This is a genomic window from Arthrobacter sp. PL16, from assembly GCF_035985055.1.
Classification (GTDB): Bacteria; Actinomycetota; Actinomycetes; order Actinomycetales; family Micrococcaceae; genus Arthrobacter_D; species Arthrobacter_D cheniae.
In genome coordinates this window covers 95,921-121,697 of the sequence record NZ_JAXCIC010000003.1, presented here as the reverse complement: position 1 = coordinate 121,697, position 25,777 = coordinate 95,921, and the positions used below count along the sequence as shown (strand labels likewise).

The 25,777-nt window shown below is 65.0% G+C and carries 21 protein-coding genes; 6 read left to right on the top strand and 15 right to left on the bottom strand.

The window, feature by feature from the left end; genetic code table 11:
- Positions 1-440 precede the first annotated feature (440 nt).
- Genes atzF through RCH21_RS07730 form a run of 5 tightly spaced genes read right to left on the bottom strand, consistent with a single transcriptional unit; the run spans position 441 to position 9,147 of the window.
- Positions 441-2,321 (bottom strand): allophanate hydrolase, encoded by a 1,881-nt coding sequence (atzF, locus tag RCH21_RS07750; RefSeq protein ID WP_326963890.1) that lies wholly within the window; start codon positions 2,319-2,321, stop codon positions 441-443.
- On the bottom strand, positions 2,318-6,067 hold the full coding sequence (gene uca, locus RCH21_RS07745) for an urea carboxylase (protein ID WP_326963889.1): 3,750 nt from the start codon (positions 6,065-6,067) through the stop codon (positions 2,318-2,320). The genes atzF and uca overlap by 4 nt, the downstream gene beginning before the upstream one ends.
- The gene (locus RCH21_RS07740) at positions 6,064-6,729 is read right to left on the bottom strand and encodes an urea amidolyase associated protein UAAP2 (RefSeq protein ID WP_326963888.1); all 666 of its coding nucleotides are present in this window, start codon (positions 6,727-6,729) and stop codon (positions 6,064-6,066) included. Before RCH21_RS07740 ends, uca begins: the two co-directional genes overlap by 4 nt.
- On the bottom strand, positions 6,726-7,601 hold the full coding sequence (locus tag RCH21_RS07735; RefSeq protein ID WP_326963887.1) for an urea amidolyase associated protein UAAP1: 876 nt from the start codon (positions 7,599-7,601) through the stop codon (positions 6,726-6,728). The genes RCH21_RS07740 and RCH21_RS07735 overlap by 4 nt, the downstream gene beginning before the upstream one ends.
- 46 nt (positions 7,602-7,647) lie before the next feature.
- Positions 7,648-9,147, bottom strand: coding sequence for an amino acid permease (locus tag RCH21_RS07730; protein ID WP_326963886.1), 1,500 nt, complete (start codon positions 9,145-9,147; stop codon positions 7,648-7,650).
- 216 nt (positions 9,148-9,363) lie between these two features.
- On the opposite strand from RCH21_RS07730, the gene RCH21_RS07725 reads away from it, so the two are divergent.
- Entirely contained in the window at positions 9,364-10,080 is a 717-nt protein-coding gene (locus RCH21_RS07725; RefSeq protein WP_326963885.1) for a TetR/AcrR family transcriptional regulator, read from the top strand.
- A gap of 31 nt (positions 10,081-10,111) precedes the next feature.
- Here RCH21_RS07725 and RCH21_RS07720 read toward each other — a convergent pair whose 3' ends face one another.
- The 4 genes from RCH21_RS07720 to RCH21_RS07705 all read right to left on the bottom strand — a co-directional run bounded on the left by RCH21_RS07720 (position 10,112) and on the right by RCH21_RS07705 (position 14,849).
- Positions 10,112-10,459 carry a hypothetical protein gene (locus RCH21_RS07720; protein WP_326963884.1) on the bottom strand — a complete coding sequence of 116 codons (348 nt, stop codon included), beginning with the start codon at positions 10,457-10,459 and terminating at the stop codon, positions 10,112-10,114.
- Positions 10,460-10,606: 147 nt separating this feature from the next.
- Positions 10,607-11,536 carry an NmrA family NAD(P)-binding protein gene (locus RCH21_RS07715; RefSeq protein ID WP_326963883.1) on the bottom strand — a complete coding sequence of 310 codons (930 nt, stop codon included), beginning with the start codon at positions 11,534-11,536 and terminating at the stop codon, positions 10,607-10,609.
- Between the two features lie 214 nt (positions 11,537-11,750).
- A complete protein-coding gene (locus RCH21_RS07710) occupies positions 11,751-14,141 on the bottom strand; it encodes an Ig-like domain-containing protein (RefSeq protein WP_326963882.1) in 2,391 nt (796 codons plus the stop codon).
- 99 nt (positions 14,142-14,240) lie between these two features.
- On the bottom strand, positions 14,241-14,849 hold the full coding sequence (locus RCH21_RS07705; RefSeq protein WP_326963881.1) for a hypothetical protein: 609 nt from the start codon (positions 14,847-14,849) through the stop codon (positions 14,241-14,243).
- A gap of 228 nt (positions 14,850-15,077) precedes the next feature.
- On the opposite strand from RCH21_RS07705, the gene RCH21_RS07700 reads away from it, so the two are divergent.
- Positions 15,078-16,145 (top strand): hypothetical protein, encoded by a 1,068-nt coding sequence (locus tag RCH21_RS07700; RefSeq protein ID WP_326963880.1) that lies wholly within the window; start codon positions 15,078-15,080, stop codon positions 16,143-16,145.
- 112 nt (positions 16,146-16,257) lie between these two features.
- Here the strand turns inward: RCH21_RS07700 and RCH21_RS07695 are convergent, their stop codons facing one another.
- Positions 16,258-17,166, bottom strand: coding sequence for a LysR family transcriptional regulator (locus tag RCH21_RS07695; RefSeq protein WP_326963879.1), 909 nt, complete (start codon positions 17,164-17,166; stop codon positions 16,258-16,260).
- Between the two features lie 74 nt (positions 17,167-17,240).
- Here RCH21_RS07695 and RCH21_RS07690 point away from each other — a divergent pair, with 74 nt between their 5' ends.
- Positions 17,241-18,173 (top strand): EamA family transporter, encoded by a 933-nt coding sequence (locus RCH21_RS07690; RefSeq protein ID WP_326963878.1) that lies wholly within the window; start codon positions 17,241-17,243, stop codon positions 18,171-18,173.
- A 337-nt stretch (positions 18,174-18,510) separates the two neighbouring features.
- Here the strand turns inward: RCH21_RS07690 and RCH21_RS07685 are convergent, their stop codons facing one another.
- Positions 18,511-19,275: a metallophosphoesterase family protein gene (locus RCH21_RS07685; protein ID WP_326963877.1), complete on the bottom strand. Its 765-nt coding sequence runs from the start codon at positions 19,273-19,275 to the stop codon at positions 18,511-18,513.
- Positions 19,276-19,394: 119 nt separating this feature from the next.
- On the opposite strand from RCH21_RS07685, the gene RCH21_RS07680 reads away from it, so the two are divergent.
- Together RCH21_RS07680 and RCH21_RS07675 are read left to right on the top strand one after the other, a co-directional pair.
- The gene (locus RCH21_RS07680) at positions 19,395-19,856 is read left to right on the top strand and encodes a BLUF domain-containing protein (RefSeq protein ID WP_235830651.1); all 462 of its coding nucleotides are present in this window, start codon (positions 19,395-19,397) and stop codon (positions 19,854-19,856) included.
- A 229-nt stretch (positions 19,857-20,085) separates the two neighbouring features.
- Positions 20,086-20,352 (top strand): hypothetical protein, encoded by a 267-nt coding sequence (locus RCH21_RS07675; RefSeq protein WP_147394326.1) that lies wholly within the window; start codon positions 20,086-20,088, stop codon positions 20,350-20,352.
- Between the two features lie 369 nt (positions 20,353-20,721).
- Here RCH21_RS07675 and RCH21_RS07670 read toward each other — a convergent pair whose 3' ends face one another.
- The 4 genes from RCH21_RS07670 to RCH21_RS07655 form a co-directional block, all read right to left on the bottom strand.
- The gene (locus tag RCH21_RS07670) at positions 20,722-20,835 is read right to left on the bottom strand and encodes a hypothetical protein (protein WP_326964148.1); all 114 of its coding nucleotides are present in this window, start codon (positions 20,833-20,835) and stop codon (positions 20,722-20,724) included.
- A 298-nt stretch (positions 20,836-21,133) separates the two neighbouring features.
- A complete protein-coding gene (locus tag RCH21_RS07665; protein WP_326963876.1) occupies positions 21,134-22,018 on the bottom strand; it encodes an SDR family oxidoreductase in 885 nt (294 codons plus the stop codon).
- 187 nt (positions 22,019-22,205) lie between these two features.
- On the bottom strand, positions 22,206-23,045 hold the full coding sequence (locus tag RCH21_RS07660) for a helix-turn-helix transcriptional regulator (RefSeq protein ID WP_326963875.1): 840 nt from the start codon (positions 23,043-23,045) through the stop codon (positions 22,206-22,208).
- A 391-nt stretch (positions 23,046-23,436) separates the two neighbouring features.
- On the bottom strand, positions 23,437-24,060 hold the full coding sequence (locus tag RCH21_RS07655; RefSeq protein ID WP_326963874.1) for a maleylpyruvate isomerase family mycothiol-dependent enzyme: 624 nt from the start codon (positions 24,058-24,060) through the stop codon (positions 23,437-23,439).
- Between the two features lie 632 nt (positions 24,061-24,692).
- On the opposite strand from RCH21_RS07655, the gene RCH21_RS07650 reads away from it, so the two are divergent.
- On the top strand, positions 24,693-25,772 hold the full coding sequence (locus tag RCH21_RS07650) for a TerC family protein (protein WP_326964147.1): 1,080 nt from the start codon (positions 24,693-24,695) through the stop codon (positions 25,770-25,772).
- Positions 25,773-25,777 lie beyond the last annotated feature (5 nt).

The following is a 25,777-nucleotide window of genomic DNA, read 5'->3' as shown; positions in this document are numbered from 1 at the left end:
TCCGAGCGATAGTGCTGTCCCCTCACGCAGCCGGCTTCTTGACCGTGCGAGGGGAACCCACCGCCACGAAATCGTTCCGGCAATGTCTCCGACTGAATCTCACATACCGCGTCCGGTGACAGCCAAGTTCCTTCAGTGTGCGCCCTGCTCCACAGAATTGCAGCATCAATCGCAACTTCAGTCCCAGTATCAATCGAGGCAGGGGCGGTCGGCGGTGCCTACACGACATCCCCGGGCAGTAGCCACGCGTATCGCCCCTGCCCGTCGGACGAGATGCCCGAGGGTTCTCCCGTCCCCGACTGGTCCTGTGCGGCGTGGAACATCTTCCGCCACCAGGACATCCCGGATTGCCCGTCGCTGTCGCAACGCGGGTCAGCTTCGCCTGCACGTGTCGCGGGTGCGGCAGAAGTTTCCCGGAAGCTTCCCGCGGGCCGTCGCATCTACCCTTGCCTGGAACCGGTGTAGGAACCGCGTGAGAGTGCCGTCACGAGGAAGTCGCGTACGGCGCCGTGGGATCGGCGCCCTACGGTTTCCCGCCCTGAACCCGCCGGCGTGGCGGGTGTTGCTGCAGTCGCGAGGAGCCAGTCCCCGTGATGGGTGATGTCCTCGCCGGTTGCCGCGGCTACGGCATCACAGGCGAATCCGACGGCTGTGGTGCCGTCGCTCAGGTGTACGGACCCGAGGAGCATGGGTTCGGGCAGCACGGCCAGGAACCGGCCGAGAGCCGCTTCGGAGAGGATCCACTGTTCTCCGACGAGTTCTGCGCCGTCGTCCGAGCGGTACACGCCGGGTTTCGGCGGCTGAGTATCCAGCGCCACCATGCGGTAGCGGGCGGCCGTGCGCACCGGACCGGCCCAAAAGCCGCCGAGTGCCTCGAGGTCGGCAGCGAGGACCTGACCGCGGCGGTGCGCGCCGACGACGACGAGCGGGACGCCCGACGCTCCGGCCGCCAATGGCCAGGGCCGGACCGCGGCGGCAGGTCGGCGCTCCTCACCACCGGTACTGCCGGCGGTGCCGGCGGCGAAGAGGGCGGGAGGAGCGGGCGTGACCTCGATTCGGCGGGCGATGTCCGCGATGACGGCGTCGTCGAACGTGCGCCCCACCACAGTCACCCCGAACTGCGAGCCCTCCACTTCGCCGGCGGGCACTGCCACCGCGCACATGTCGAACAGGTTGCAGAAGTTCGTGTACGTTCCCATGCGCGAGTTCACGCCCACGGGGTCGGCCGCGACCTCCGCGAGGAGCGGATGCAGGGGAGCCGTTGGCACCAGGAGGGCGTCGAAGCCGCTGAGCAGCGCGAGCGCCTCCCGCTTCAGGTCGGCGAGCCGGGCGGTGTCCGCCACGTAGGCGCTGGCGGCCAGCGTGCCGGCGGGGCTGATGATGCCGGCGACCGTGGGATCAAGGAGGGCCGCGCCGTCGTCACCGGCAGCGCTGTCGACGAACGCACCGACGGCGGCATGGCGCTCCGCCACGAGTGCGCCGTCGTAGAGAAGGCGGGCGGCCTGCAGGAACAGGTCGATCGGAATGGGGTGGACGTCGGCACCGGATGCCTCGAGCCGGGCGACCTGGCGCCCGAATGCCGCAGCCCAGGCGGGTGTGAGCTCGGGCAACTCTGCCGGAACGGCGACACGGGGCCTGGTGGGGGCAGCCAGGCGTATGTCGGCCGGCCATGCACGCGCGCCGCCGGCCATCACACCCATGGCACGTTCCGCCGTCGACAGGTCCCGGGCCAGGATGGTGACCGCGTCCCAGGAACGGCAGGCCGGCACCACACCGTCCGTCGAGACGACATGCAGGGTCGGTTTGATGCCCACGATCCCCTGGAGGGCTGCGGGGATGCGGCCGGAACCGGCGGTGTCGGTGCCGATGGCGATGTCGGCCAGCCCGAGGGCAACGGCGACGGCGGACCCGGAACTGGACCCGCCGGAGATGTACTCGGGACGACGCGAGTCACGGACAGCCCCGTGAGGGCTGCGCGTGCCCACAAGCCCTGTCGCAAACTGATCGAGGTTGGTTGCACCCAGCACCACTGCGCCCGCGGCGCGCAGGCGGCGCACCGCTTCCGCGTCCTCCTCCGGGAGGTAGGCGAAGCCCGGGCAGGCCGCGGTGGTGGGGATCCCCGCCACGTCCACGTTGTTCTTCACGGCGAGCACGAGGCCTGCCAGGGGCAGCTCCTCACCCCGGCCGGCCCGGGCGTCGATGTCGGCGGCCTCGGCGAGCAGGTCCTCCGTGCTGCGGATGGTCAACCAGATCTCGGGCCGGTCGACGGCGTCGATGGCGGCCAGTGCCGCGCGTACACGGTCGGTTGCCAGGGTGTTCATGCTGCTACCTCTTCTGTTGCGCGTGCCTCGGGTTCCTGCTGTCGGGGTGCCTGTCCCGGATCGGGCGACGTGTCCGGGGATGAGCCCAGGACCACCAGTGCCTCGCCGGCCACGACCTGCGACCCTGCGAGGGGCAGGACCTGCAGCACCAGGCCGTCGCAGGGAGCGCTGAGGACGGTCTCCATCTTCATGGCTTCGAGCGAGACGAGGGGTTGTCCCTTCAGCACCGTGTCGCCCGGCGCAACGTCCACCTTCCAGACGCTGGCGGCGAACGGCGCGGAGACGAGGGAGGCGCCGTCGGGCACCACCAGCTCCTCCGGCTCGGGAATGATGGCCGCTGCGGCGTCGGCGCGGTCGAACTCGCCGGCGTCGGCCCATGCCTTGCGTTCGACGGCGAAGGCGGCGGACTGCTGCACCCGGAACTCCGCAATGGATTCGCTGTTGTCCGCCAGGAAGCGCTCGTGCTCGGCGAGGGAGAAGGTGCCCTCCTCGATCTCGACTCCGCGACCCCGGCCGGCGGCCATGTCGGCGCGCAGGTCCAGCAGTTCCTCCGGGCTGATCGGGTACCAGGAGATGCGGTCGAAGAACCGCAGCAGCCACGGGGAGCCCGGTTCGAAGGGTGCGGAATCGGCGTAGCGCGACCAGACCTGGGTGGTGCGGCCCACGAACTGGTAGCCGCCGGGTCCTTCCATCCCGTAGATGCACATGTAGGCACCGCCGATCCCGACCGCGTTCTCCGGCGTCCAGGTCCTTGCGGGGTTGTACTTGGTGGTGACGAGGCGGTGCCGCGGATCCAGCGGTGTTGCGACGGGCGCCCCGAGGTACACGTCGCCCAGACCGAGCACCAGGTATTCGGCGTCGAACACGGTGTCGAAGACGTCGTTGACCGAGTCCAGCCCGTTGACGCGCCGGATGAACTCGATGTTCCACGGGCACCACGGGGCGTCGTCACGCACGCCGGCCATGTACCGCTCGATCGCCTCACGGGTCGCCGGGTCGTCCCAGGACAGGGGCAGGCGCACCGTACGGCTGGGCACCACGAGTTCGGAACTGGCCGGCAGGGAGCTTTCGATGTCCTGCACCACCTGCAGCATGCGGCGGGTGGACAGGACGGTCGGATCCACCCTGATCTGCAGGCTGCGGATCCCTGGCGTCAGGTCCACGACGCCGGTGAGCCGCATCTGCTCGATGGACTGGTGAAGGGCATGCACCCGGGCCCGGAGGCCGAGGTCGAGCACCATGTCGCCGTACTCGACGAGCAGGTTGTCGTCGCCGGATCGGCGGTAGGTCACTGCCGGCCGGCCGGGTTCCTCCGCGACCCGGGCGAGCACGCCGTCGTCGAGGTCTCCGCCCCTGAGGAGGTGCCTGCGCAGGGGGGAGGGACCGGCGCCCGGCTCCGGGGTGTCCGGCAGGATCAGCTGCCGGCCCGGACCGAGGTCCCGCAGCGAAGGTGCCTGCGCGGCCTTGACCGGGACGAAGCGTACGGTGTCGCCTGGGCGGAGCTGTCCGAGCTTCCAGCGGTCGGCCGTCACGACGGTCACAGGGCACACGAAGCCGCCGAGGCTGGGGCCGTCCGGTCCGAGGAGGATGGGGGTGTCACCGGTGAAGTCCAGGGCACCGACCGAGTACGGGGTGTCGTGGATGTTGGACGGGTGGAGGCCGGCCTCGCCGCCGTCGTTCCGTGCCCAGCGGGGTTTCGGCCCGATGAGCCGGACGCCGGTCCGAGCGGAGTTGAAGTGAACCTCGTAGTCCGTTGCGAGGAGCTCGTCGATGTCTTCGCGCTGGAAGAACTCCGGTGCACCGTGCGGGCCTTCGAGGACAGTGAGCTCCCAGTGGGAGGTCAGGACAGGCCGGGCGTCGAGCGGCACGCGTGATTCCCGCACGCGGGATGCCGTCACGGGCACGTCCGCCTGCACGGTCCTCAGCACGTCACCGGTCCGTAGGACGCGCCCCGCGTGCCCGCCGAACTGGCCGAGGGTGAAGGTGGACGCGCTGCCGAGGTGCAGGGGGATGTCGAGGCCGCCAGCGAACAGGACGTAGCCGCGCAGGCCCGCTCCCTCCGCCGTGCCGACGTCGAGCGTTCCGCCGGCCGGCACCGTGATTTGTTCCCAGGCCGGCACCTCCGCGCCGTCGACCGTGACGCTTACCGCCGCACCCGTCACGCACACGGTGGTGTCGTGCGAGAAGGTCAGGGCGGGTCCGGTCATGGTGAATTCGAGGCCGGGGGCACCCTCCGGGTTGCCGAGGGCCTGGTTGCCGAGGCGGAAGGAGAGGTCATCCATGGGACCGCTCGGGGGGACGCCCACCTGCCACAGACCGGTGCGGCCCGGCCAGTCCTGCACGCTGGTCTGCAGGCCGGGGCGCTCCACGGTGATGCGCGGTTCGGGGTCGCCCACGGCGTCGAGCGTGCTGGTCGAATGGGCTGCCGCCCGGACGACGTCGAGGGTGCTGACGGCGCGGAGCATGCCGAGGTTGGTCTCGATGCCGTCGATCCGCGTGCCGGTCAGGGCGACGGCCAGCCGGTCGAAGGCCTCGTCGCGGCTGCTGCCGGAGGTGATGATCTTGGCCAGCAGGGGATCGTAGTTGGTGGAGACCTCGCTGCCGGTCTCGGCCCAGGTGTCCACGCGGACGTGGTCCGCCTCGGGGTAGGCGGCGTTGGTGATGGTGCCAGCACTGGGCTGGAATCCCCGGGCGGGATCTTCCGCGTAGACCCGCGCCTCGACGGCGTGGCCGGACACCGGGACGCTGTCGGGGACGCCGGCGAGGACGGCCTCGGCGTCGGGCCCGCCCTGCGCGAGGCGGAGCATCCACTCGACGAGGTCGACGCCGGTCACCGATTCCGTCACGGGGTGTTCGACCTGCAGGCGTGCATTCACCTCGAGGAAGGATGCCTCCCGGCGGACGGGGTCGTAGACGAATTCCACGGTCCCGGCCGAGCGGTAGCCGAGTGAGGCGCAGAGCGCGCGTGAGCTGCGGTGCAGTTCTTCGCGTAGCTCGTCCGGCAGGTCGGGGGCGGGGGCCTCCTCGAGGACCTTCTGGTGTCGTCGCTGCAGGGAGCAGTCGCGGTCACCGAGGCTGACGACCCGGCCCTCTCCGTCGCCGAAGACCTGCACCTCCACATGGCGGGCATTCTCCACGTAGCGCTCCGCGAACACGCCCGCGGTGCCGAAGCTTGCTCCGGCGAGGCGGGCCACCCTTGGGAAGCTGTCCGCGAGCTCCTCCTCCGTGTGGCACACCGTCATACCGATGCCGCCTCCACCGCCGGTCGCCTTGAGCATCAGTGGGTAACCGATCGATGCCCCGGCAGCAAGGGCCTCCTCCACGCCGTCGAGCAGGCCGGACCCGGCGATCATGGGGACGCCTGCGGCGGAGGCGGCGTCACGCGCCGTGTGCTTCGTGCCGAAGATGCGGAGCTGATCCGGTGTGGGGCCCACGAAGACGAGTCCGGCCGCCTCGACGGCCTCCGCGAAGCCGGCATCCTCGGACAGGAACCCGTAGCCGGGGTGGATCGCGCCGGCGCCGGTGGACGCGGCAGCGCTTAGCAGGGCGTCGATCCGCAGGTAGGATTCCTTGGCGGGGGCCGGCCCGAGGAGGACGGCCTCGTCGGCCAGCCGGACGTGGCGTGCACCGCGGTCCGCCTCGGAGAACACGGCGACCGTGCGCAGCCCGAGTTTCCGGGCGGATTCGATGATGCGGCAGGCGATCTCCCCGCGATTGGCCACGAGCAGGGTGTCGAAGCGGTTCATGCGGCATCCTCCGGGTGGGTGACGATCATGCGGACGGGAGTGGGGTCGAAGCCGTTGCACGGGTTGTTGATCTGCGGGCAGTTCGAGACGAGCACGAGGGTGTCCACCTCGGCCCGAAGTGCCACCCGCTTGCCGGGAGCGGAGAGGCCGTCGACTATCCCGAGGGCGCCGTCGGGGTCCACCGGCACATTCATGAACCAGTTGATGTTGGGGACGAGGTCCCGCTTGCCGAGTCCCCAGCGGGACCCTTCGATGAGGAAGTTCTCCACGCACGCATGCTGCTCGCGCGTGTGCTGGCCGTACCGGAGGGTGTTCGATTCCTGGGAGCAGGCGCCGCCGATGGTGTCGTGCACGCCTACCTCGTCAGCGACGACGGTCATGAGGGGGAGACCCGTCTCGGCGCGGAGCACGGAACCGGTGGTGAGGACGATGGAGCGCTGCTGGGCGATGGTGACGGCGGCGGAGTACCGGACGGTGGTGTCGCCGGCGGCGTAGAGCAGGCAGTCGACGGCCTGGTTCCCGTCGAGGTCCACGATGGTGAGGACATCGCCGGCGACGACGACTGCGGACCAGGGCCCGCGTGCTTCGACGTACTCGTCGAGGACGACGGCGCCGGGCACGAGCGCCGTGCTGCTCGCCGGCTGCGAGAGGATCGTGGTCATCGGGTGCTCCTTGCGGCGAGATCATGTTCGGTGTTGTTCAGTGCCTGCAGGTGTTCGGGAGCCAGTGGTCCCACCAGGCTTCCGTCCGCCAGCGCGGTGAGGTCCTCAGGGGCACGCCAGGCGGCGATCTCGACGGCGGTGCCGGTGAAGTCGGTCCGCGGGTCCAGGGGGTGGGCGGTGTTGGCCAGGACGACGACGGTGTCCAGTTGCAGCAGCAGGTCCACATGGGTTTCCGTGCCGGTGCCTCCCGCATACCGGATGCTGCCGTCGTCGTGCACCCGAATGCCCTTGAAGAGGGTCAGTGACGGCGCGACGTCCCGCGGCCCGAGGCCGTTCTTCAGCGCCCCGAGGGTCAGTAGTTCGCGTGCGGCGGGCGAGGCGCTGTGGGCCGCGCCTGCTCCGTATTTGGCCGTGTTCCCGGCCAGGGTGGTGGCGCCGGTGAGGGCGTCGTGGTGGCCCGAGGTGTCCTCGACGATCGTTGCGAGGACGCGTCCGGCGTCGGACAGGAGGGGGTGCCCTGTCCCGGGGTAGGCCTGCCACGGCACCTTGACGGTGTCGGCGGCATTGAAGCGTTCGTAAAGTGCGCCGGCCCGGTACAGGAGGGTGTGCACGCAGGCGTCGCCCGTGTCGGTGAGCCGGAGGCGGGTGCCCCGGGCGAGATGCATGGTCGTGTAGCGGCCGAAGGCCAGCGTCTCGGACCAGACCAGGCGGTCGGCGGCGCCGTCGGGGAGTGTGCCCGTGATCCGGGAGGGCGCTGTGGCCACCGGGACGTGGCGCATGGTGTCCGCCGTGCGGCTGTGCTGGTCACGGGCGTGGGCCCGGGCTCCGGCCGTGGTGGCCGTGCCCGCCGGGGTGTCGGTGGTCTGGGTCATGTTCTTCCTATCAGGGCTGGGGGAGCAGGTGATGCTTGCAAGCGGATTACGAGGAGGCCCTGGCTGCGATGCTCCGGCGGATCCAGAGTCCCAGGAGCAGCACGATGGTAACCATGAGCGGAGCGGAGTAGAGGAGGATCCCGTTCTCGCCGGCGGGGTCGTACACCTCAGGACGTGGCCAGGCGAGGTTGATGACCATGACGGCGCCGTAGAGGACGGCGAGCACATTCACGGGCAGGCCCCAGCGGCCGAGGGAGAAGAGGCCGGACGGCATGGTCTGTCCCACGCGGTCCCAGTCGCCGCGCAGCCGGTTGACCAGTTGCGGAACGGTGACCAGCAGGTAGGCGATGTACACCATGACGATGCAGACACTCGTCAGCGTGGTGAAGAGCGCGGCGTTTCCGACGTTGATCGCCAGAACGCCGACCGCGAGGGCCCCGATGACGATGGACGGCCACATCGGGGTGCCGCGGCGGGGGTGGACGGTGGAGAGCAGTGCCGAGGCCGGCAACTTCCCGTCGCGTGCCATCGAGAAGACCAGGCGCGAGCCGGCGGTCTGGATGGCGAGGGTGCAGACGAAGATGGCGATGGCGACGTCGACCAGCAGGACCTTGCCCCAGAACGTACCGAGGACGGCGGTCAGGACGTAGGGGAGGCCCTCGGTGGCGAGCCGGCCGTCGTCGAGGCTCGGCGCTGCCATCAGGGCGGTGATGATCATGAGGGCCCCGCCGATGCCGGAGATCACGAGCGCGGAGATGATGGTGCGGGGTGCCGTGCGCCGCGGGTCCCTGGTTTCTTCTGACAGTTCGCCGGCGGAGTTGAAGCCGACCATGACGTACGCCGCCATGAGGCCCGAGACGAGGAATGCTCCCACGGCACCGAGATCCGAGCCCTGCAGCACCGTGGTGTCCATCACGACGTCGGGCCCGCGCTGCGCTGCGGTGATGAGTGCGAGGACGACGGCGACGACGCCGACGATCTCGCAGGTCACGCCGATGGAGTTGACGTGGCTCATGAGCCGCACGCCCATCACGTTGATCACGGTGGTGGCGACGAGGAGGATGGCACCGAGGACGACGGCGTTCGCAGCACCGGTGACGGTGTTGAGGGCGGGATCACCCCCGACCACCTGGAACCCGCTCCACAGCTGCGGCAGGACGACCTGGAGTGCGATGGCCGCCGCAGCCGCGGTGACCACCTGCGCCACTGCCATGAACCACCCGGCGAACCAGCCCACCGTCTCGCCGCCCACGCGCCGCGCCCACTGGTAGACGGCCCCGGAGAGCGGATACCGTGCGGCCAGTTCGGCGAAGTTGAGGGCCACGAGGAGCTGGCCGACGAGGACGATGGGCCAGGTCCAGAAGAACGCCGGGCCGGCGAACGAATACCCGAAGGCGAAGAGCTGGAAGATGGTCGTCAGGATCGAGACGAAGGAGAAACCGGCTGCGAAGGATGCATAGCGGCCCAGCTTGCGGTGCAGGGAGGGCTCATACCCGAGGGCGGTGAGGTCGGCGTCGTCCGTGGTGGTCGAGGTGGAAATCGTCATCGGGGGCTCCGTGCTTCGAACGGGGATGGGGCGGGGAGGGGAAGGCGTCGGAAGCCCTCGGTAATACCGGTCAAGTGATAGTTTTCCAACCCGGCATCCCACGCGGGTTTCACCGCCGTAAAAAGCGTGTGAGGAGCTTGTTTCCGCGATGTTTCGTGATTTCCCTGCAAGGGGGCATCGCTGTCCGGCCGTTTTCCCGGATGCAAGAATGAAGCCGTGACACTAGCCGGACCTGGACGTCCCCGAGCGCGACAATCCACCCGCCCCGGAGCCACCGCCCGCGAGGAGATCCTCGACGCGGCAGCGGAGCTCTTCACCACGCAGGGCTACGCCACCACCTCCACGCGCGCCATCGCCGAAGCCGTGGGCGTCCGCCAGTCCTCCCTTTATCACCACTTCGCCACGAAGGACGACATCCTCGAGGAGGTCCTGGCCGGGACGGTCGCGGAGGGGCTGGCCTTCGCGCGGGCAGTGGCCGTTGACACGGGGAAGGCCGACGATGCCGTGTCTCCTGCGGCTCGGCTCCATGCCGTGGCGCTGTTCGACGGGACGCACCTGTGCAGCGGCCGATGGAACATCGGTATCCTCTACCACCTGCCTGAAGCGAGGGATGAGCGGTTCCGTGGTTTCCTCGCGGACCGCGAGGAGCTGCGGGGCCTGTACCGAATTCTCGGGTGCGCGGTGGTTCCTGCTCCGCTGTGGCCCGGAGATCCCCAGCACCACGGGGAGCTGGCCTTCCGTCTCGTCGAATCCCTGGTGAGCCTCCGGGCGGACGGCCAGGTGACCCCGGACTCGCCGCTGCAGGTGGCCGACGCGGCCATGGTGCTCTGTGGTGCAGGCACCCTGCTCGAGGCCATTCGGGCGCAGAGCCGTGCGCTCATCGCGGGTCTCGGGCGCGAGATGCCGGACCTCTCGGTGGTCGGCGCGCGCTAGAGCTCCACGCGCCTTGATCGGCTCAGCGCAATCAGCGGCCGAGCCTGCCGTCATCGGGAACCTTCAGTTCGATGATCGTGCCGTAGTCCTGCTCCCACCCGTAGTCCACGCTCTTCACGCGGAGGCGCTCGGGACTGGCTTCGACGATCTGCACGTTGATCGGGTCGTCGCGGTCCTCGAGGGTGAGCAACCAGGTGTCGGCAAGATAGCCTAGGCCGACGTTCTCGAGGACCTGGCCGGCATCGTCCTCATCGGCCGCAGCCGCGAGCCCGTAGCCGAACACGGTGACGGGCAGGTACTGCTCCGCCTCGGGCACGAGGTAACCGAGGAGCTCACCGTCGCCCTGCCGGTAGTGCGGCAGCCAGTGCGCAGGGATCATCGATCCAGCCTAGGTAGGCCCCGGCCCGATGACGACGGGGCGCTCGCTGTTGCGGATGCCCCGTCGTCGTGCTGCGGGGAACGCTACCGGGTGAGGTCCACCCGGTAGGTGCTGGTCGCCGAACCGTCCTCGCTCGAACCAAGCCGTCTACTTGGAATCGACCGTCGTGCTTTGCAGGTGCGCCTGAAGCACGTCACGCACCGATGTCCAGTTGTGCGGACCGTAGCGTTCGTTGTCGACATGGTGCAGTTCGGCCTCGCCGCTGAACATGCTGACGAAGTACTGCATGCCCTGCCAAGCCGGGAACGTCGCGTTCTTGTCCTTTGACAAGAATCGCCCGATCTTGCTCATCGCGGACAGGGTCCCCGTGGTGCCGGCCCACTGTGTGGTGAAGGGTGTACCCGTGAGTTCGCTCAGGGTCCGGGTAATGTCGCGGGCGGTGACGCGGTCACCTGCAACCTCGACGACGCGGGGAGCATCCGCATCGAGGGCCACGAGCGCGACGACACGTGCGACGTCGTCCTTCGTGGTGAAGTCGAGGACCTGGTCTGGGGAGGACCAGAACAGGACATGGTGCCGCGCGAACAGGATCATGGGGGCCTGTCCCGTGAGCATGTCGGTGAAGGCACCGTTGAGGACGGACGTCACGCGGAGTGGCGCGGCGTCGAGATCGGCGGCGAACTCGCGCCGGAGCTCGAAGTTGCGGTTGCTGCCGGGAGTCACCCGGCGGTAGTCCGCCGAGTAGTCCGACGGGATGAAGCGCTTTACGCCGGCGTCCACAGCGGCCGCGAGCAGGACCCGCTGAGCGTCAAGAATGACGGTGCTCGCACCGCTGACAGCCGAAATGACGGTGTCCACGCCTGACAACGCGGTCGTGAGGGTGGACTGATCCGTGTACGCCGCCTCGTGGATTTCCACCCGATCCTCCCTGGCATACATGCCCTGGGCCGTCCCGCTGCCGGGGCGTGTCAGAACCCGGACGAGGGTGGCCGGGTGTGAGTTGTCGCCGAGCAGCTCGCGAACGATGCGGGCGCCGAGGTCGCCCGTGGCGCCTGCGACGAGAACGGTGCTGGTCATTGTGGTGGGCCCTTTTTCTCTGCAGTTGTCGGCTCGGCGACAGCTGGACGATTGGTGGATTCAGAGGAGGTTCGCGCAGTGGCTGCTCGAGGATGGGTACAGGCTCTGTAGGACGCTCATAGGTTGGTGCGGTCTGACAGGCGGGAGCCTCCGGGGGAAGCGTTGCGGACTCCTCCGTGCCACCGGATGTGGAGGCAGGGCTGACGTACGGGGGTCAGAAGTCTCTGTCGAAGGGGCCCGTTTCGGTGACCGGGGCGTTGGAACTGGGGGTGCCGGTGGTGCTGGCGACTGCGGTGGTGGGGTTCCAGATCATGGTTGATGGGGTGATCGTGGTGCGGAGATTGCCAGGTCCGTTGGAGGCGGCGCCGAGTGCCACCGTGATGACCGTTCGTGGAACTCCGTTGGTAGTCACAGTGGTGGCTGTCATCGTCGCGATGAAGGTGGCAGTCTTACGGTTCCTGACGTAGTTCTGCATGAGATTGACCGTGCCGAGGTTGACGGTGGTGCCGGAACGCTGGATGTCGACGGTGTCCCCGATGTTGCCGAGACCGAGCAGGTTCCCGTCCCGCAAGCGAACGGTCACGGGCAGCGCGGCTCCGGTCCATCCGGAGACAACAGTGGCGGTGTTGACCTGCTGGCTGTAGGTGAACGTCATGGAGTCGCCGGCTCCCAGTGCTCCTGGTGTCCCGGGACCATTGGTTGTCTGGATGTCGGCACCGCGTAGCGGACTGTTGTCTACCCTGCGGGCGCTGACGGTCGCCGACAGGGTCTCCCGTCCGGTGTTGTCCGTGAGGACCGCGCGCAGGTCATAGAGACCGTCGGGGACGCTCTTGGTGTCCCAGTCACAGCTGTACGGGGTGACGGTGGGGATGCAGCGCGTGGTCCAGGCGGTGGTTCCCGTGGGCGCGGATTGGATACGCACCTGCCGGATTCCGGCGGTGGAGTTCGCCGATGCCGTAAGTCTTGCTATTCCGGTCAGGTAGGCGCCGGGGTCTTCTACCGACACGGAGGCAATGGTGTTGTCCACCGTTCGATTCGACACGACGGCTGAGGTTGTACTGGTACCTGCAGCGTCGGTGGCGATAGCACGGAAATTGTAGGCGCCGGCGGTCAGGGTCGTCGTGTCGAACCGGCACGAGAACGGCGCCGTATCGATGGTGCACATGGTTGTCCAGGTGGGTGTGCCTGTTCGGTTGTACTGCATCTGGACCTGGGCGATACCGGAATGAGCATCGGTCGCGGTTGCTGTGAAAGTTCTGGTTCCACTCAAGGGCGTACCGGGGTCGCTCAGGGTGACGACGGGCGCCAGATTGTCGACCAGGACATCAGTGATGGTTTCCGAGTAGGTCGTCGTGCTTCCCGATACGGCGACGGCGCGCAAGTCGTAGTAGTCGTTGGCAAGACCGCCAGTGTTCCAGGCGCAGTTATAGGGTGCGGCGACGGTCGTGCACAGAGCGCTCCACCGGTTGCTTCCGGCCAGGGAGTATTCCGTGCGTACCGAGTAGCTGCGTGAGCCTGAGCCGGAGAGGGTCGCGGCTAGAACGACTGTGCCGCGCTGGATATCGCCGGGGTCTGCAAGGGTGACCATGAAGGTGTTGGATACCGTGGTGTGCACCTCGGCGGAGGTGGCGCTGAGGCCGATGGTGCTGGTGGCGGTGGCGCGCAGACTATACGAGCCGTCCGGCACGCTTCGGGTGTTCCAATCGCAAGCGTAGGGAGCGGTGGTCACCGTGCACACGGCTGTCCACGTGGTGCCTCCGTCTGCCTGGTACTCGATTGTGATGTTGCTGATGGCGGTTTCGGTGTCGGAAGCTTCAGCGGCGAGGGCCGTGGTGGCCTGCACTGATGGGCCGGGGCTGACCATGGTGACGGACGGCGGGGTCCAGTCAGCAGCAGCACCGAACGTATTCGGGGAATTTACGGTGGTGGCTGTGAAGGCGGCGGTCGATGACATGATCCCACTGGCGACGACGAGGGCCAGTATTACTGCAGTCATTCCTGCGGCCGCACCAACCCTGACCGTGAAGCCCGCGACGCCGGATGGAGCAACTCCGTCACTGCCTGCAGGATCCTCCTCATCAGCATCTTTATCGTGGGGATCACTGCGCGGACCGCCGAAGAGGGCCATGACGATGGCGAGGAGAGTCAACGCGGACCACCATGCAAGCGACGAATAGTCCCTGATGTTCAGCCACAATCCGGGCAGACCGATCATCGGAACCAGAAGCCGTGCCTGTCCCGTGATCTGCTCGAGGGTCAGCGGCGTGCTGTCCACGTCGGCGTTCGCATCGCCGGCGGTGACGAAGGTGCCATCCGTATTTTCGGCGACGATTCTATGGAGCCGGGTTTTGTCCACTCCACTGGGCTCCGCGAAGGCAGGACTGGTGTACTCCACCACTCCGCCGACGGGGGCGGGCGTTCGGGGTTCCAAGGGAGCGGCGAGAACGACGTCGCCCGCACTGATGTGTGGTTCCATCGACCCGCTTTGGACAACCGTGCCGTGCCAATTCAGCGACGGCAGCAGAAGGGGCAGGATCGCGATCAGGGCAAGGCTGAGCACCACACCCAGATATAGGCGCGACAGGGCGAACGCCACGAAAGACACCCACCCGTCAGCGGAAAACACCAAGCCGAACCGGGAGGACACCGGGACGTGCCCGGGTTCCTCCCGGTTCACAAAGTCACTGTCTCCTGGATGCCCGCGTTACGGGGCAGTTGGGGAGTCGTCTGACTGGAGCTCCCAGACGAGATCGATGCCGGTCCGCGCGCCCTGCAGGGCGTTGATCGCGTCCTGGCTCATGTCGCCGGTTTCAAAGCGCCAGGTGGCCCGGTAACTCTGAGTCTCTCCGGGGATGCCGGCGGTCTGCCAGGCGGAACCGCCCGTCGCGAAGTCACTGTTGACCGTTGCAAGGGTCGACAGCGGTAGCTCCGGTACGGTGTTCTCGGCCGCTGGGATGAAGTCGGTGCAGTCGGCGAAGGAGCCGCCGGTGCCCTGCTCCAGGTCGATGAAGATCCTGTCCTCCATGCCGCGCGAGGGGATCAGGTTCTGGGTATAGGCCCGCACTTCCCCGGCGACGTTCGACTGGGAGGTGACCACAATGCACTTCTCGCCGGACTGCCCTGGAACGATGTTCTCTACGGTGAACGCGGCAGCTCCGAGGTCATCATCGTTCAGGACGACGTTTCCGGTGCTCCACGAGTTACCGGCATTGCGCGTAGAAGCGGTGAATGCAGCCTGCGAGCCCTGCCAGACCATCCCCCCGGCAACGAGCACAGCAAGAGGAGCGGCACCGAGCATAGCGATTTTGCGCATGCGCGCTGAAGGATTTTTCATGGTGTGAGACCTTTGGTTGAGACCGTGTCGAACTGAACAGTGTCAGCTGGAACTTGCCGGACGAGTGCCCCTCGTGTATAAGTCGACGCCCAGCACCGACATCGTCAGCGTACAGGCAAGGAACGCTGCTGCCTACGGAGGCCGTCCCGCTGGGGCGCGTTGATACGCACTCTTGACCCCGGTCGAAGGTGGGAGCAAAATTCGGGCATGCAAGGCCCCCTGCAGGATGAAGTTGCTCCCGATCAGCCAGGAGCCACGATAACCGTGGCCCGGCGCGACTACGACGACCTGCTGATTACCTACAGCTTCTTGCGGTGGATGATGATTGGGCTTCCCTTCCTGCTGTTTTTAGTTACCGCCTGGTATGCGCGGGAGACTGGGGGATTCGAGAGTTCGATCAGCGCCTACTACGGCGGCCCGATGAGAGACGTCTTCGTCGCGGTAATCATCGCTACCGCCGCGTGTATGGTGACCTACCGCGGGTGGTTCGCAGTGGAGGATTTCGCACTGAACTCGGCGGGCTTTTTCGCCGTCTTCGTGGCGTTGGTACCAGCCGAGTTGGACACCATCATGCGTGACTTGCGCAATCGTGAAGCGGCCCTTGCCGTTGCCTTGAGAAGCGATGGTGACCTTCCGGACGAATTGCCCACTGCGCTCAGGGACGCAGAGCCGGCGTTGACCGCGGAGGGGTACGGCTTGTCTCTGCGGATCACACTGACCGTCGTCCTCTTGTTCTGCGCCGTGTTGCTGATCAGAGAGTTGATCAGGTCCCGCCGCACTGTTAACCTCCTCGTCAGGGGCGGACGGGGTAAGCGCGTAATAGTTCTCTGCACAGCAGCGGCAGTAATCTTCTTCGTCACCTTGGCATACTCACAATTGTTGTCCGTCGCAGTTGACAGGGTGACGCTGCCGGGGCTTTCCTTGAATTCATATCGGTTCGATGTGCACACTATCGCAGCAATTTTCATGATCGCCTCGTTGATAGTGGTGGTGTTCAGCCATGGGTGGCCGAATATTGCAGCAGAAGGCGACCCAGAGCGCACTGTGCAGGCAGCGGATCGTACACTGCGCCACTTCTACAAAATCTTGGCAGGGCTCATGTCGGTTGGCTCTATAGCCGTATTTTTCCTAGCGTCGAAATACGACGCCGAGCACAGAGTGTTGATTCTGGAGTGGTACGAGATTGTGCTTTTTTGCTGTTTCTGGTCTCTGGAAACGATTAGATGGATCAAATACCTTCGTGGGGCTGAATCGACCACGCCGACCACGACGTAGCGCTTACCTCTATATTCCGGTGGTAAGCCACTGTCAAAAGTACCGCGCGACCGCGAGATAAGGCGGCCCATCGCGGCACGTGCCCATCGCGGTGAGTGCAGCGCGGTTGGGTTCAACCAACCGTCTGCAGTGTGATCTCGCGCAGGAGCCCTACTACATGTCCGATGCCTGGGCTTTGAGCCATTGTCCTGCGGTGCACCAGCCCTACCTGGCGTGCCGGTACGGGGTTGATCATCGGTATCGCGATCACGTCGGCGGGCAAGGGGGAACGGCCAAGGCGAGGCATGAGCGCGACGAGTGCTCCTTGTTCGACCATCGCTACGTGGGTTGCGAAGTCAGGGTCGTACACCTTGATCTGCGGAATGCGTCCCAGATCGGCGAAGATCCGCAGGAGAGCCTCGTTGCAGATGGCGCCGTGCGGGGTGCTGATCCAGTGCTCGTTGATCAGTTGGGACGGTTCAACCTCCTCATACCCGGCAAGAGGATGGTCGCGGTGGACTAGCAGGTCCGCTACATCCTCACACAGCCATTCGAGTAGTAGATGGTCGGGCACCTCTAGTGGCACTGAGTTCCAGTTGTGGACGATGCCCAGATCGGCTGTGCCGTCAGCGACATGGGCTACCGCTTCGCGTGGGTCTTCCGCGACCACCGTGACATCCAGATCAACTCCGGAGGTACTGATTCTTCCCAGCATCGGTCCCACCAGACCCCGGCATGCGGTGGAGAAGGACACAACCCGCAGCCGGCCATGCGGTGCAGTTGGATCAGCTAACAGTGTGGACTGGAGTTCTTCCAGTTCCGCGAGAATACGGCGCCCGTACGAGGCAAGGGCATGGCCACGTTCGGTGAGCAGCACTCCGCGTCCGTGCCGCTCCAACACCGAAAAGCCGGTTTGTTTCTCCAGTTTCTTGATCTGCTGGGATACGGCTGACGGACTGAAACCCATCATCTGCGCGGCAGCAACAACGGACCCGTGCTGCTCGACAGCTGCTAGGGCTTGCAGTGCCCCAATATCCACCATGAAGCAAACATACACGGTACTGGCTGGTAATCAACGCTGGTGCTTCATCCCTCTAGTACGACAGGATGAGGAACGTGAATCTTCGTCATTCTCTTCTTGCTGCCCTCGTCGCCGTCCTATGGGGGCTCAATTTCGTGGCCATCGAGCTAGGTCTTCATGCCAACGGCCGCGACGTCCCGCCATTATTGTTCGTAGTGATGAGGTTCGCTCTGGTGGTATTTCCCTGGATCTTCTTCGTGCGGAAGCCTGACGTGAGCTGGGCGGCAATACTCGGCGTGGGACTCTTCATGAGTGCCGGGCAATTCGGGCTGCTGTATCTGGCCCTGGCGCTAGGCATGCCGGCGGGTCTGGCCTCTCTGGTACTCCAGGCACAGGTACTGCTGACCGTGCTGCTGGCCGCCGCGTTCCTCGGTGAACGTCCCAGCCGGCGCCAGATCGCCGGTGTCATCCTAGGTGTTGCTGGTCTGGCCGTCGTAGCCCTTGGTCGCAGCGCGGTAGCGCCACTGCTTCCGTTGATCATCGTGCTTGGAGCAGCCCTCTCCTGGGCTGCTGGCAACGTGATCGCACGCAAAGCCAAAGCCGCATCCGGACTCGGGTTGGTGGTCTGGTCCGGCGCCGTCGTGCCGCTGCCCCTGGCTGGGCTCTCTCTCGTCATCGACGGTCCGGAAGCTGTTGCAGCAACGGTCACCGATCTGCAGACCGCCACTGTCCTGAGCGCCCTCTACACAGCGATTTTCGCTTCCCTGATCGGCTACGGGATCTGGAACCACCTCTTGGCCAGATACCCGTCATCCGCGGTGGTGCCGTTCACCTTGCTCGTCCCCGTCGTCGGAATGAGTACCGCCTGGCTGATCCTGCAGGAACAGCCAACCATCACCGAGATAGTCGGCGGACTGCTTCTCCTAGGCGGAGTAGCCACAGCAGTGCTTACAGGCGGCCGGAACCGCACCGAACAACCACCCCCGACCCCATCACCCGCTCTAGCAACCACAACCGCCAAGCAGTAGGTGAACGAATGTGATGTTAAGCAACTCGGGGGGCAGCCCCTCTCCAAGCCATGTCTGAAGAGGATCCGGGCCGAAGTCTTCGTGGTCCTCGATGGAGCCGTCGACTGCACTACCGCGACGACACTGGTGAATACGTAGAACGACTCACTCCAGGGCGCATCTATTACGCCAACCAGGAGACGAGCACGTCGCCTACCCAGCCCCCGAAGCCCGCCTCCTCGTGATCGAACGACAAGGCAGCATCTGATGAAGAGCCCTGTCCGATAAAAAGCCATGACGGTGTCTACATAGGTGTATTTGGTCAGCTGAGCACGGCATTCTCAGAAGACATACTCCTTCACTGGGACGGGCGGCCATCTCTGGGTCCGAAGGCTTTGATGGCGTCCGTATCAGTTGCAGGATGGCGCACTGCATCCTCCAACCAATCGGTGACTTGCGGAAAAGTTGACGTCGACCCGACGGCCTCGATGAGTTGATTACTGTCGAGGATTGTTCGAGCGAACGTGACAGCACCGTCGCCAAGCAGCGCCCAGTGCGCACCGGCCCTACCGTAGGGAAGCCCGACGCTGCCGGGATTGATCACCAAACGGTTCGCGGCGAGTCTCATGAACGGCATGTGTGTATGCCCGCAGACAATCGTCTGCACCTCCGTCGGCATCTCCTGCAGGACTTGCTCCCAACGTTCGCGTCGGCTGTCGACGAGGACAACTTCCTCATCGTCACGAGGGGTGGCATGACAGAACAGGACGAAACCGAAGCCCTGCACATCCAGGATGAGTTGCTCGGGCATGTCGGCCAGGAGCTCGAGATGAGCAGGCGACAACTGGGCTGCACCCCACACCGTGAGGGGGTCATCCTTGAGGCCGACATCCATGCCTTGAGCCATCTGCAGGAGCTCTCGGTCGGCGTTACCGCGGATCAGAACTGCGCGATCACCTAGTCCGATGAGTCGATCCAGCACTTCAGCAGGTTGCGGGCCCCACGTGTGGTCGCCGGTTACGACTATCAGCTCAGCGGCTTGCACAGCTGGTTCCGCGAGTACCTGGTCCAGAGCCGGAAGCATCCCATGAATGTCGGAGAGTACCGCGATGGTGGTCGTCATGCTCTCAGCGTGCCCGAGCTCGGCCTCTTCAGCTAGTCGACTGATCCCATCGATTCAGTACGCATTTGTTGAGAAGTGGAAGCTTAAGTTGCTGCCGTACCTCGGCTAGGCTCGCTGCCATGATGCTCCAGGAGGATCAGTTGCTATCGATTGTCTATACCAGTACCGCCGTGGACCTCTTCACGGAGGCGGATCTGATCGCATTGTTGACGACAAGCCGACGCAACAACGCTGAAACGCTGGTGACAGGCATGTTGTTGTACCGGGAAGGCCGTTTTCTTCAAGTTCTCGAAGGCCCGGCGATGTCTGTGCGTGAGCGAATGAGCGCCATCATCGAGGACACCCGTCATAGAGCGATCCGCATCCTGGTCGAGGACACCGCGGAACAACGACAATTCCCGGACTGGACCATGGCCTACGAGTCCATCAGTCCCATCATGTCTCACGAGCTATCCGATGAGGTGCCTGGCTACGAGCGGACGTTCGCCGATGCTGACTCGGACCCGGACCCCGCCAGGACAATCCGCACCCTTCAAAAGCTGATCCGCTGGTTCCAGGAACGTGCGATCCCACTACGGTGACTCCAGCAGCTAACGCTTGCTGTCCACGTGTGCGTACGTGAGAGTACCCTCATGATGTCCCGACTCCATGTCGCGGACTCCGCCGGATACCGACGAGCCTGTTGGACAGCCGGGTTTGGTGGCACAACCATGTGCTGAGCCGGTGTGTTGAATCCACATTGTGACCCAGTCGAGACGTGTCCTCGCCCGCTCTGTGATCGACGGGTCGGACACTTGGAGCATGGCGCTCATGGGGATTGAAGCAGGACGAAAAGTGCAGTGGCTCAGGGACAACAAATCGGCCCTGCCGTCGATGGCGGTGCTGCTCGCCGTGACAGTGTTTTGGGTTGTTGGAGCAGTGGGCGGTATCGGTTTCCTGACCGAGGCGAGTTCGCCCATGTCGATGCTGGTCGGACTTTACGTCATGCTCGCAGGCGTCGCCGTGTCGATCATCGTCGCCACGCTTGCGCTCAACGATCTCGTGAGCCGATACTCCCGGCCGCGCACCCGCCGCTAGAACAGCGCGCCATCAGGGCTGCTCGTCGCCCAGTGTAGCGAGTTGCTCAAGTGGCCAGCCATCTTCCACTCAGTGCCCGATCAACTCGCCCATGCCAATTTGATTCTTCGGTTGCCCAGAAACCGTCTTGAAACCAACGCACCAGCCATAAATCAGCGCGTCTGCTCAGGAGGCAGGGTAGCAAAACATAGTAGAAGCAGTGACGGCGGGGGAGTGGATGTGTTTCGTCAAAGTGTGGTGCAGCTCAACGGTTACAAGATGATGCTGCGGAAATCGTGAGAGCTGGGGTAGGGCCGTAAGCCTCAAAAAATCAGTGCCGTGGACGGTCCGATCGACGCTCGGCTCCATCTATCCGAGAGCAAAAGGCCCTCAACTGTCTGTCCGGTGAGGTGCGAAGTGATGAGTAAGTCGTCCAGTCCCCGGAGAGGGCTGTCGTCGGGTAAGGGGTTCGCTCTCGCGCACGTCCAGCGCGGCACCGGCGATCGTGCCGTCGAGCAGTGCTTGGGCCAGGGCCTGTGCGCACTACAGCCCAAGCAAAGAGGCAATGTCGGAGTGCGCTTGTACCTTCAGCGCTACCCAGCGCACGGGTGACCTCTGCTTGGCGAAAGCTCTCCAGTCCCGAATCCCTCGACCTCGATTTTGATGTGAATGGCTAGCGGGGAAGGGAGCCCGCCGACGAAACCTCGCCGGTTCGCCTTGAGCGGCCGTGGCAGGCGAGTCCTAGGATGGATCCTCCTGGTCAGCGGGCTGTTCTCAGATTGATGAGCTGTTCGGAGGCTTCCTAGATACGGTGTGCGTCGTCCATGTTCTGCATGGGTGCCCAGTGTTCCTGGGCGGTGGGTGGACCGCCTGCGGTGCGTTTGGGTCCGAAGAACTGGTCACCGCTGTCGGGGGTTGTGGCTGCCATGAGCGCGGGTAACGCTGCGTTCTGTGGGGTTCCGGCCAGGCCGATGAGGGAGAGTGCCCCGATGACACGGCGCTCCGGGGGTACACGGTCGCGTCCCATTCCGGGTTGCGCGGCGAGCAGGTTCGTGGGGGAAATGCCGGGGTGTGAGAGGTTGCTGCTGATGCCCCACCCGTTGACGCGGCTTCTAGCGTCGAGTTCTCGGGCGAACAGGCCGACGGCGATCTTGGAGCTGATGTAGGCCTTCATTACGTTGTAGTTCTGATCGTAATTCAGGTCTGCCCAGTCCACGGTGCCTTTCCGTGCAGCGACGCTGGTCTGGTGGGTGACACGGGCGTGGCCTTCCCTGAGGAGCGGCATCAAGCCCAGGGTGAGGGCGAAGTGGCCGAGGTGATTCGTGCCCAATTGCAGTTCGAACCCGTCTTGGGTGACCTGCCGTGCGGGTGGGCGCATGACGCCGGCGTTGTTGACCAGGATGTTGATGGGTCGTCCCTCGGCGGAAAGGGTGGTGACGAGATCGGTGACGGAGGTCAGGGAGGACAGGTCCAGGAGTCGGGTGCTGACTTCCGCGCCGTCGACGCCGGTGCGGATCCCTTCCACTACGGCGGCGCCTTTGTCCTGGTTGCGGACGGGCATGATGACTTCCGCGCCGGCTTGTGCGAGACGAGTGGCGATGACGGTGCCGATGCCGTCGCTGGCGCCGGTGACGACGGCGACCTGTCCGGTCAGGTCAGGGATGGGGAGGTCGTAGCTTCGTGGCATCTCAGGGTCCTTCGGTCGAGTGTTCGGTGATCACCGGGATCGGTGCCTGAGTTCATGCTGTACCGGCTGCCGCACCACATCTAGGACCTGTCGATCCACGGATAACGAAGCAGCGGATGATTGTCGCTGCTGGGACACCACAGGCTCCGACGCCACATGCTTCGCGACCAGATGCTGTGGGGCAAGGTCAGGGGCTGATGACGTGCGTGCCGACGACGGTCAGCAGTTGCAGTTTCTCGTAGCTGTCGCTGCCCGGCACGGCCGTGTAGACGAGTAGGCGGTGGGACTGGTCCGGGTCGAGGAGGGTCTGGCAGTTCAGATCCACTCGGCCGACGGTGGGGTGGAGGAATCGTTTGACCTCGGGCGGCTGCACGCCGACTTCCTGGGTGTCCCAGACCCGGCGGAAGTCTTCATTGTCCTGTAGGAGCGCGGCGAGTTCGGCGGCACGTGAGCCTGGTCCGCGGAGTGCGACAAGTTGGCGGAGTCCTGAGGCGTAGAGACGGCACAGTTGGTCACGTTCCTCGGGTGGGTACGCTTCCCTGACTGTCGGGTCGGTGAACCACCGGTACCCGATACTGCGCCCTGGGCCTGTGCGCAGTGAAGCGTCACCGAGCAGGGCCAGGCCGAGAGGTGTCTGCCGCAGAGTGTCTCCTACCTCGGTGATGATCTCCGCCGGCGTATCGGTCAGCCGGTCGAGGATCCTCAGCAGCCCGGGACTGACGAACTCGCTGCGGACGCCACGGGAAGGAGGTGTATGTCCGGCGAGGCGAAAGAGATGATCCCGTTCCCCGAGAGCCAGATGCAGCCCTTGAGCGATCGAGGTGATCATTTGCTCCGAAGGGTGCGGTCCGGTGCCGCGCTCCAACCGGGCGTAGTAGTCGGTCGACATGTGACACAGCCCGGCTACTTCCTCACGGCGCAGGCCACTGGTCCTCCTTCGCTGGCCCCGCATCAGCCCTACATCCTCGGGCTGCAGCGCCTCACGGCGATGCCGCAGAAACGAGCCCAAACCTTCACGATCAATCATGCCGACCATCCCTTCGTAGCAGGCCTTCTGTCTAGCGCGTTGACGCTCAGCTATCCACGGTCTCTCAGACCACCCTTAGATGAAGGCTAGGGCCCGGAGTCGTAAGGGCTGATGACCTGAAGTGGCTCCCATACGAGACCCTGCTGTTCTTCGGCCTTGTCGAGGGGTCGTGGTCGGCCGCGGAAACCCTGCGCGAAGCCGAGTCCGGTGTTCGACTGGCTGTGGCTGTCCTGACATGGTCAAGCAGCCGCCGTCAGGGCAGCCCCGTCCCAGATTCCTCATCGGTCGAAGTGGGTGACAGTCTTTGGTCGGACACGGACCGGACCCTGATATCTGACACGGACACTGTGTCTTGTGCAGAGCACGGAGGTCATGGCTGGTCTCATCCCGCTCAGGCGTTCAGGCGTTCCTGCAGAAGCGAGAGGCCGGGTCCCTGGAGATTTTCTAGGGCTGCCGGACGTCCGGACGCCACGAGAAGAAGCGACAACGCTGGTCCCAGGACGACCTGCCCCGAACCGATCGTGAATCCTTCATCAGTCGCGGTGAGTTCCAAGCCAGCAAGCCGTCTCCTCCCGCCGGATAAGCGGTCACCCGAGAGGTAAATCAACGCTTCCTCCAACGTCAGGTTGAGGACTGGGCGCTCGATACCGAGAGGTCGCCTGATGTCCTCACCGTGCACGACGATCTCGATGAGTCTGGTGATGAACGGCCCGGGAGGCCTGGTGGTGCTGGTCATCGACGCCCTATATTTTCGAAGCGTTTCTGCAGGAGTAGCGGCTCGTTCGGCTGCTACTTCCCGCGCGTTCGCTCGGTCGAAGTCAAAGCCCGCCCGAGCGAGGGACACCCAAAAGCCGCGTCGAGTGGTTCCAGCTGACCCGATCAGGTGAGCAACAACATCGTGAACATCCCAGGCTACGCACGAAGAGGCAACGGACCACTGCGCGTCGGTCAGCGATGCGAGATCTTCAGCCAGGGCTTGGCGTTCCTGATGCACGAGCTGCCAATCATTCTTCATGTTCGCCCTTCGTCCTTGAGTGCTTATAAAAGCAGTAGACGCAACTGAACCTCAGAAATCATCGGCAGGAACAGAAAGCGGAAGCACCGGATTCAGAACTCCGGCGTTGCACCTGAATTCATCAGCACCCGGCCCCTACCGCTCGAGGGTTTTTCCCTTGGCGCTTGCGCTGAAGCTGTCGGTGGGGCATCGGCTGACCCTGCTTACTGGGAGTGGTACAGAATCGACGGCACTCTGAAGAGGTCCGGGTATTTCGAGATGGGTGAGCCGGTCGACGAATGGACCACATATGACCGGGACGGCATGCCTTACAAAGTGACTGATCGGGGTCGTGGCCCAGCAAAGCATGAGTGAACCTTCATCGTCCCGCTGAGGGATCGACTATCGGCTTTTTTGGCGGCGGGTTCGAGCTGGCACATGATCAGGGAAGTCTTCCCCGGTCCCTCCTCGACAAAGGAACTAGCACCCGACCCGATGCGTTAGCATCGATGTATCAAGGGGAGTACTCCCGACTGCGATGGACCCGTCACTACGGATGCACTGATGCATCCCGGGCCATCGGTACCGGCTCAGGCCGGGCGGAGGAGACCTTGGCGCCTATGTCCGACGCCTACCCCTCTGGAGTACACCTCATGCAGGTCACCCCCACGATCTGGTTGATCACCATTGCCGTGACGATCCTCTTCTTCGTCTACGAGTTCTTCGCGCACGTGCGCACACCCCACGAACCGACCATCGGTGAATCCGCACGCTGGTCCGCCTTCTACATCGGCCTGGCCCTGCTGTTCGGCGTCGGTATCGGCACCGTCTCCGGCTGGACGTTCGGCGGCGAGTACTTCGCCGGATACCTCACCGAGAAGGCCCTCTCGATCGACAATCTCTTCGTCTTCCTCATCGTGATGACGGGCTTCGCGGTACCCAAGAAGTACCAGCAGAAGGTGCTGATGATCGGCATCATCATCGCCCTGATCCTCCGCGGCGCGTTCATCGCCATCGGCGCCGGCTTGATCGAAAACTTTTCCTGGATCTTCTACATCTTCGGCGCGCTGCTGCTCTTCCTCGCTTACAAGCAGGCCTTCGGTAGCCACGACTCCAACCCGGCTGATGGCAAGTTCATGCAGCTCGTCCGCCGCGTGCTCCCCGTCACCGACGAGTACCACGAGGACAAGCTCACCGTGAAGAAGGGTGGCACGCGCTACGTCACGCCGATGCTGCTGACCATCATCGCGATCGGCTTCGTGGACCTGATCTTCGCCGTCGACTCCATCCCCGCGATTTACGGCCTCACCAACGAGGCGTACATCGTCTTCACCGCCAACGCCTTCGCCCTCATGGGCCTGCGTCAGCTGTTCTTCCTCATCGGCGGACTCCTCGAGCGCCTGGTCTACCTGGCGCAGGGCCTCGCCGTGATCCTCGCGTTCATCGGCGTGAAGCTCGTCTTCCACGCCCTGCACGTCAACGAGCTGTCCTTCATCAACGGCGGCGAACCGCTCCTCTGGGTGCCCGAGATCCCGATCTGGCTCTCGCTGCTCTTCATCGGCGCCACGATCGCCGTCGCCACCGTCGCCAGCCTCCTGAAGACCCGGGGCGACGGCGCGAAGAAGGATCGCGATCAGGTCGAGGGCGAGCCCGTCGTCACGGCCGATGCCGAGGGTACGGACATCGAGTCCGGGCTCGACGACGACAAGAGCACCGCGACCAGCCGGAAGTAACCCGC

Coding starts and splice junctions, on each gene's coding strand:
- atzF (WP_326963890.1), bottom strand. CDS start 2,321: ATGAACACCCTGGCAACCGACCGTGTACGCGCGGCACTGGCCGCCATC.
- uca (WP_326963889.1), bottom strand. CDS start 6,067: ATGAACCGCTTCGACACCCTGCTCGTGGCCAATCGCGGGGAGATCGCC.
- RCH21_RS07740 (WP_326963888.1), bottom strand. CDS start 6,729: ATGACCACGATCCTCTCGCAGCCGGCGAGCAGCACGGCGCTCGTGCCC.
- RCH21_RS07735 (WP_326963887.1), bottom strand. CDS start 7,601: ATGACCCAGACCACCGACACCCCGGCGGGCACGGCCACCACGGCCGGA.
- RCH21_RS07730 (WP_326963886.1), bottom strand. CDS start 9,147: ATGACGATTTCCACCTCGACCACCACGGACGACGCCGACCTCACCGCC.
- RCH21_RS07720 (WP_326963884.1), bottom strand. CDS start 10,459: ATGATCCCTGCGCACTGGCTGCCGCACTACCGGCAGGGCGACGGTGAG.
- RCH21_RS07715 (WP_326963883.1), bottom strand. CDS start 11,536: ATGACCAGCACCGTTCTCGTCGCAGGCGCCACGGGCGACCTCGGCGCC.
- RCH21_RS07705 (WP_326963881.1), bottom strand. CDS start 14,849: ATGCGCAAAATCGCTATGCTCGGTGCCGCTCCTCTTGCTGTGCTCGTT.
- RCH21_RS07700 (WP_326963880.1), top strand. CDS start 15,078: ATGCAAGGCCCCCTGCAGGATGAAGTTGCTCCCGATCAGCCAGGAGCC.
- RCH21_RS07695 (WP_326963879.1), bottom strand. CDS start 17,166: ATGGTGGATATTGGGGCACTGCAAGCCCTAGCAGCTGTCGAGCAGCAC.
- RCH21_RS07685 (WP_326963877.1), bottom strand. CDS start 19,275: ATGACGACCACCATCGCGGTACTCTCCGACATTCATGGGATGCTTCCG.
- RCH21_RS07680 (WP_235830651.1), top strand. CDS start 19,395: ATGATGCTCCAGGAGGATCAGTTGCTATCGATTGTCTATACCAGTACC.
- RCH21_RS07675 (WP_147394326.1), top strand. CDS start 20,086: ATGGGGATTGAAGCAGGACGAAAAGTGCAGTGGCTCAGGGACAACAAA.
- RCH21_RS07665 (WP_326963876.1), bottom strand. CDS start 22,018: ATGCCACGAAGCTACGACCTCCCCATCCCTGACCTGACCGGACAGGTC.
- RCH21_RS07660 (WP_326963875.1), bottom strand. CDS start 23,045: ATGATTGATCGTGAAGGTTTGGGCTCGTTTCTGCGGCATCGCCGTGAG.
- RCH21_RS07655 (WP_326963874.1), bottom strand. CDS start 24,060: ATGAAGAATGATTGGCAGCTCGTGCATCAGGAACGCCAAGCCCTGGCT.
- RCH21_RS07650 (WP_326964147.1), top strand. CDS start 24,693: ATGCAGGTCACCCCCACGATCTGGTTGATCACCATTGCCGTGACGATC.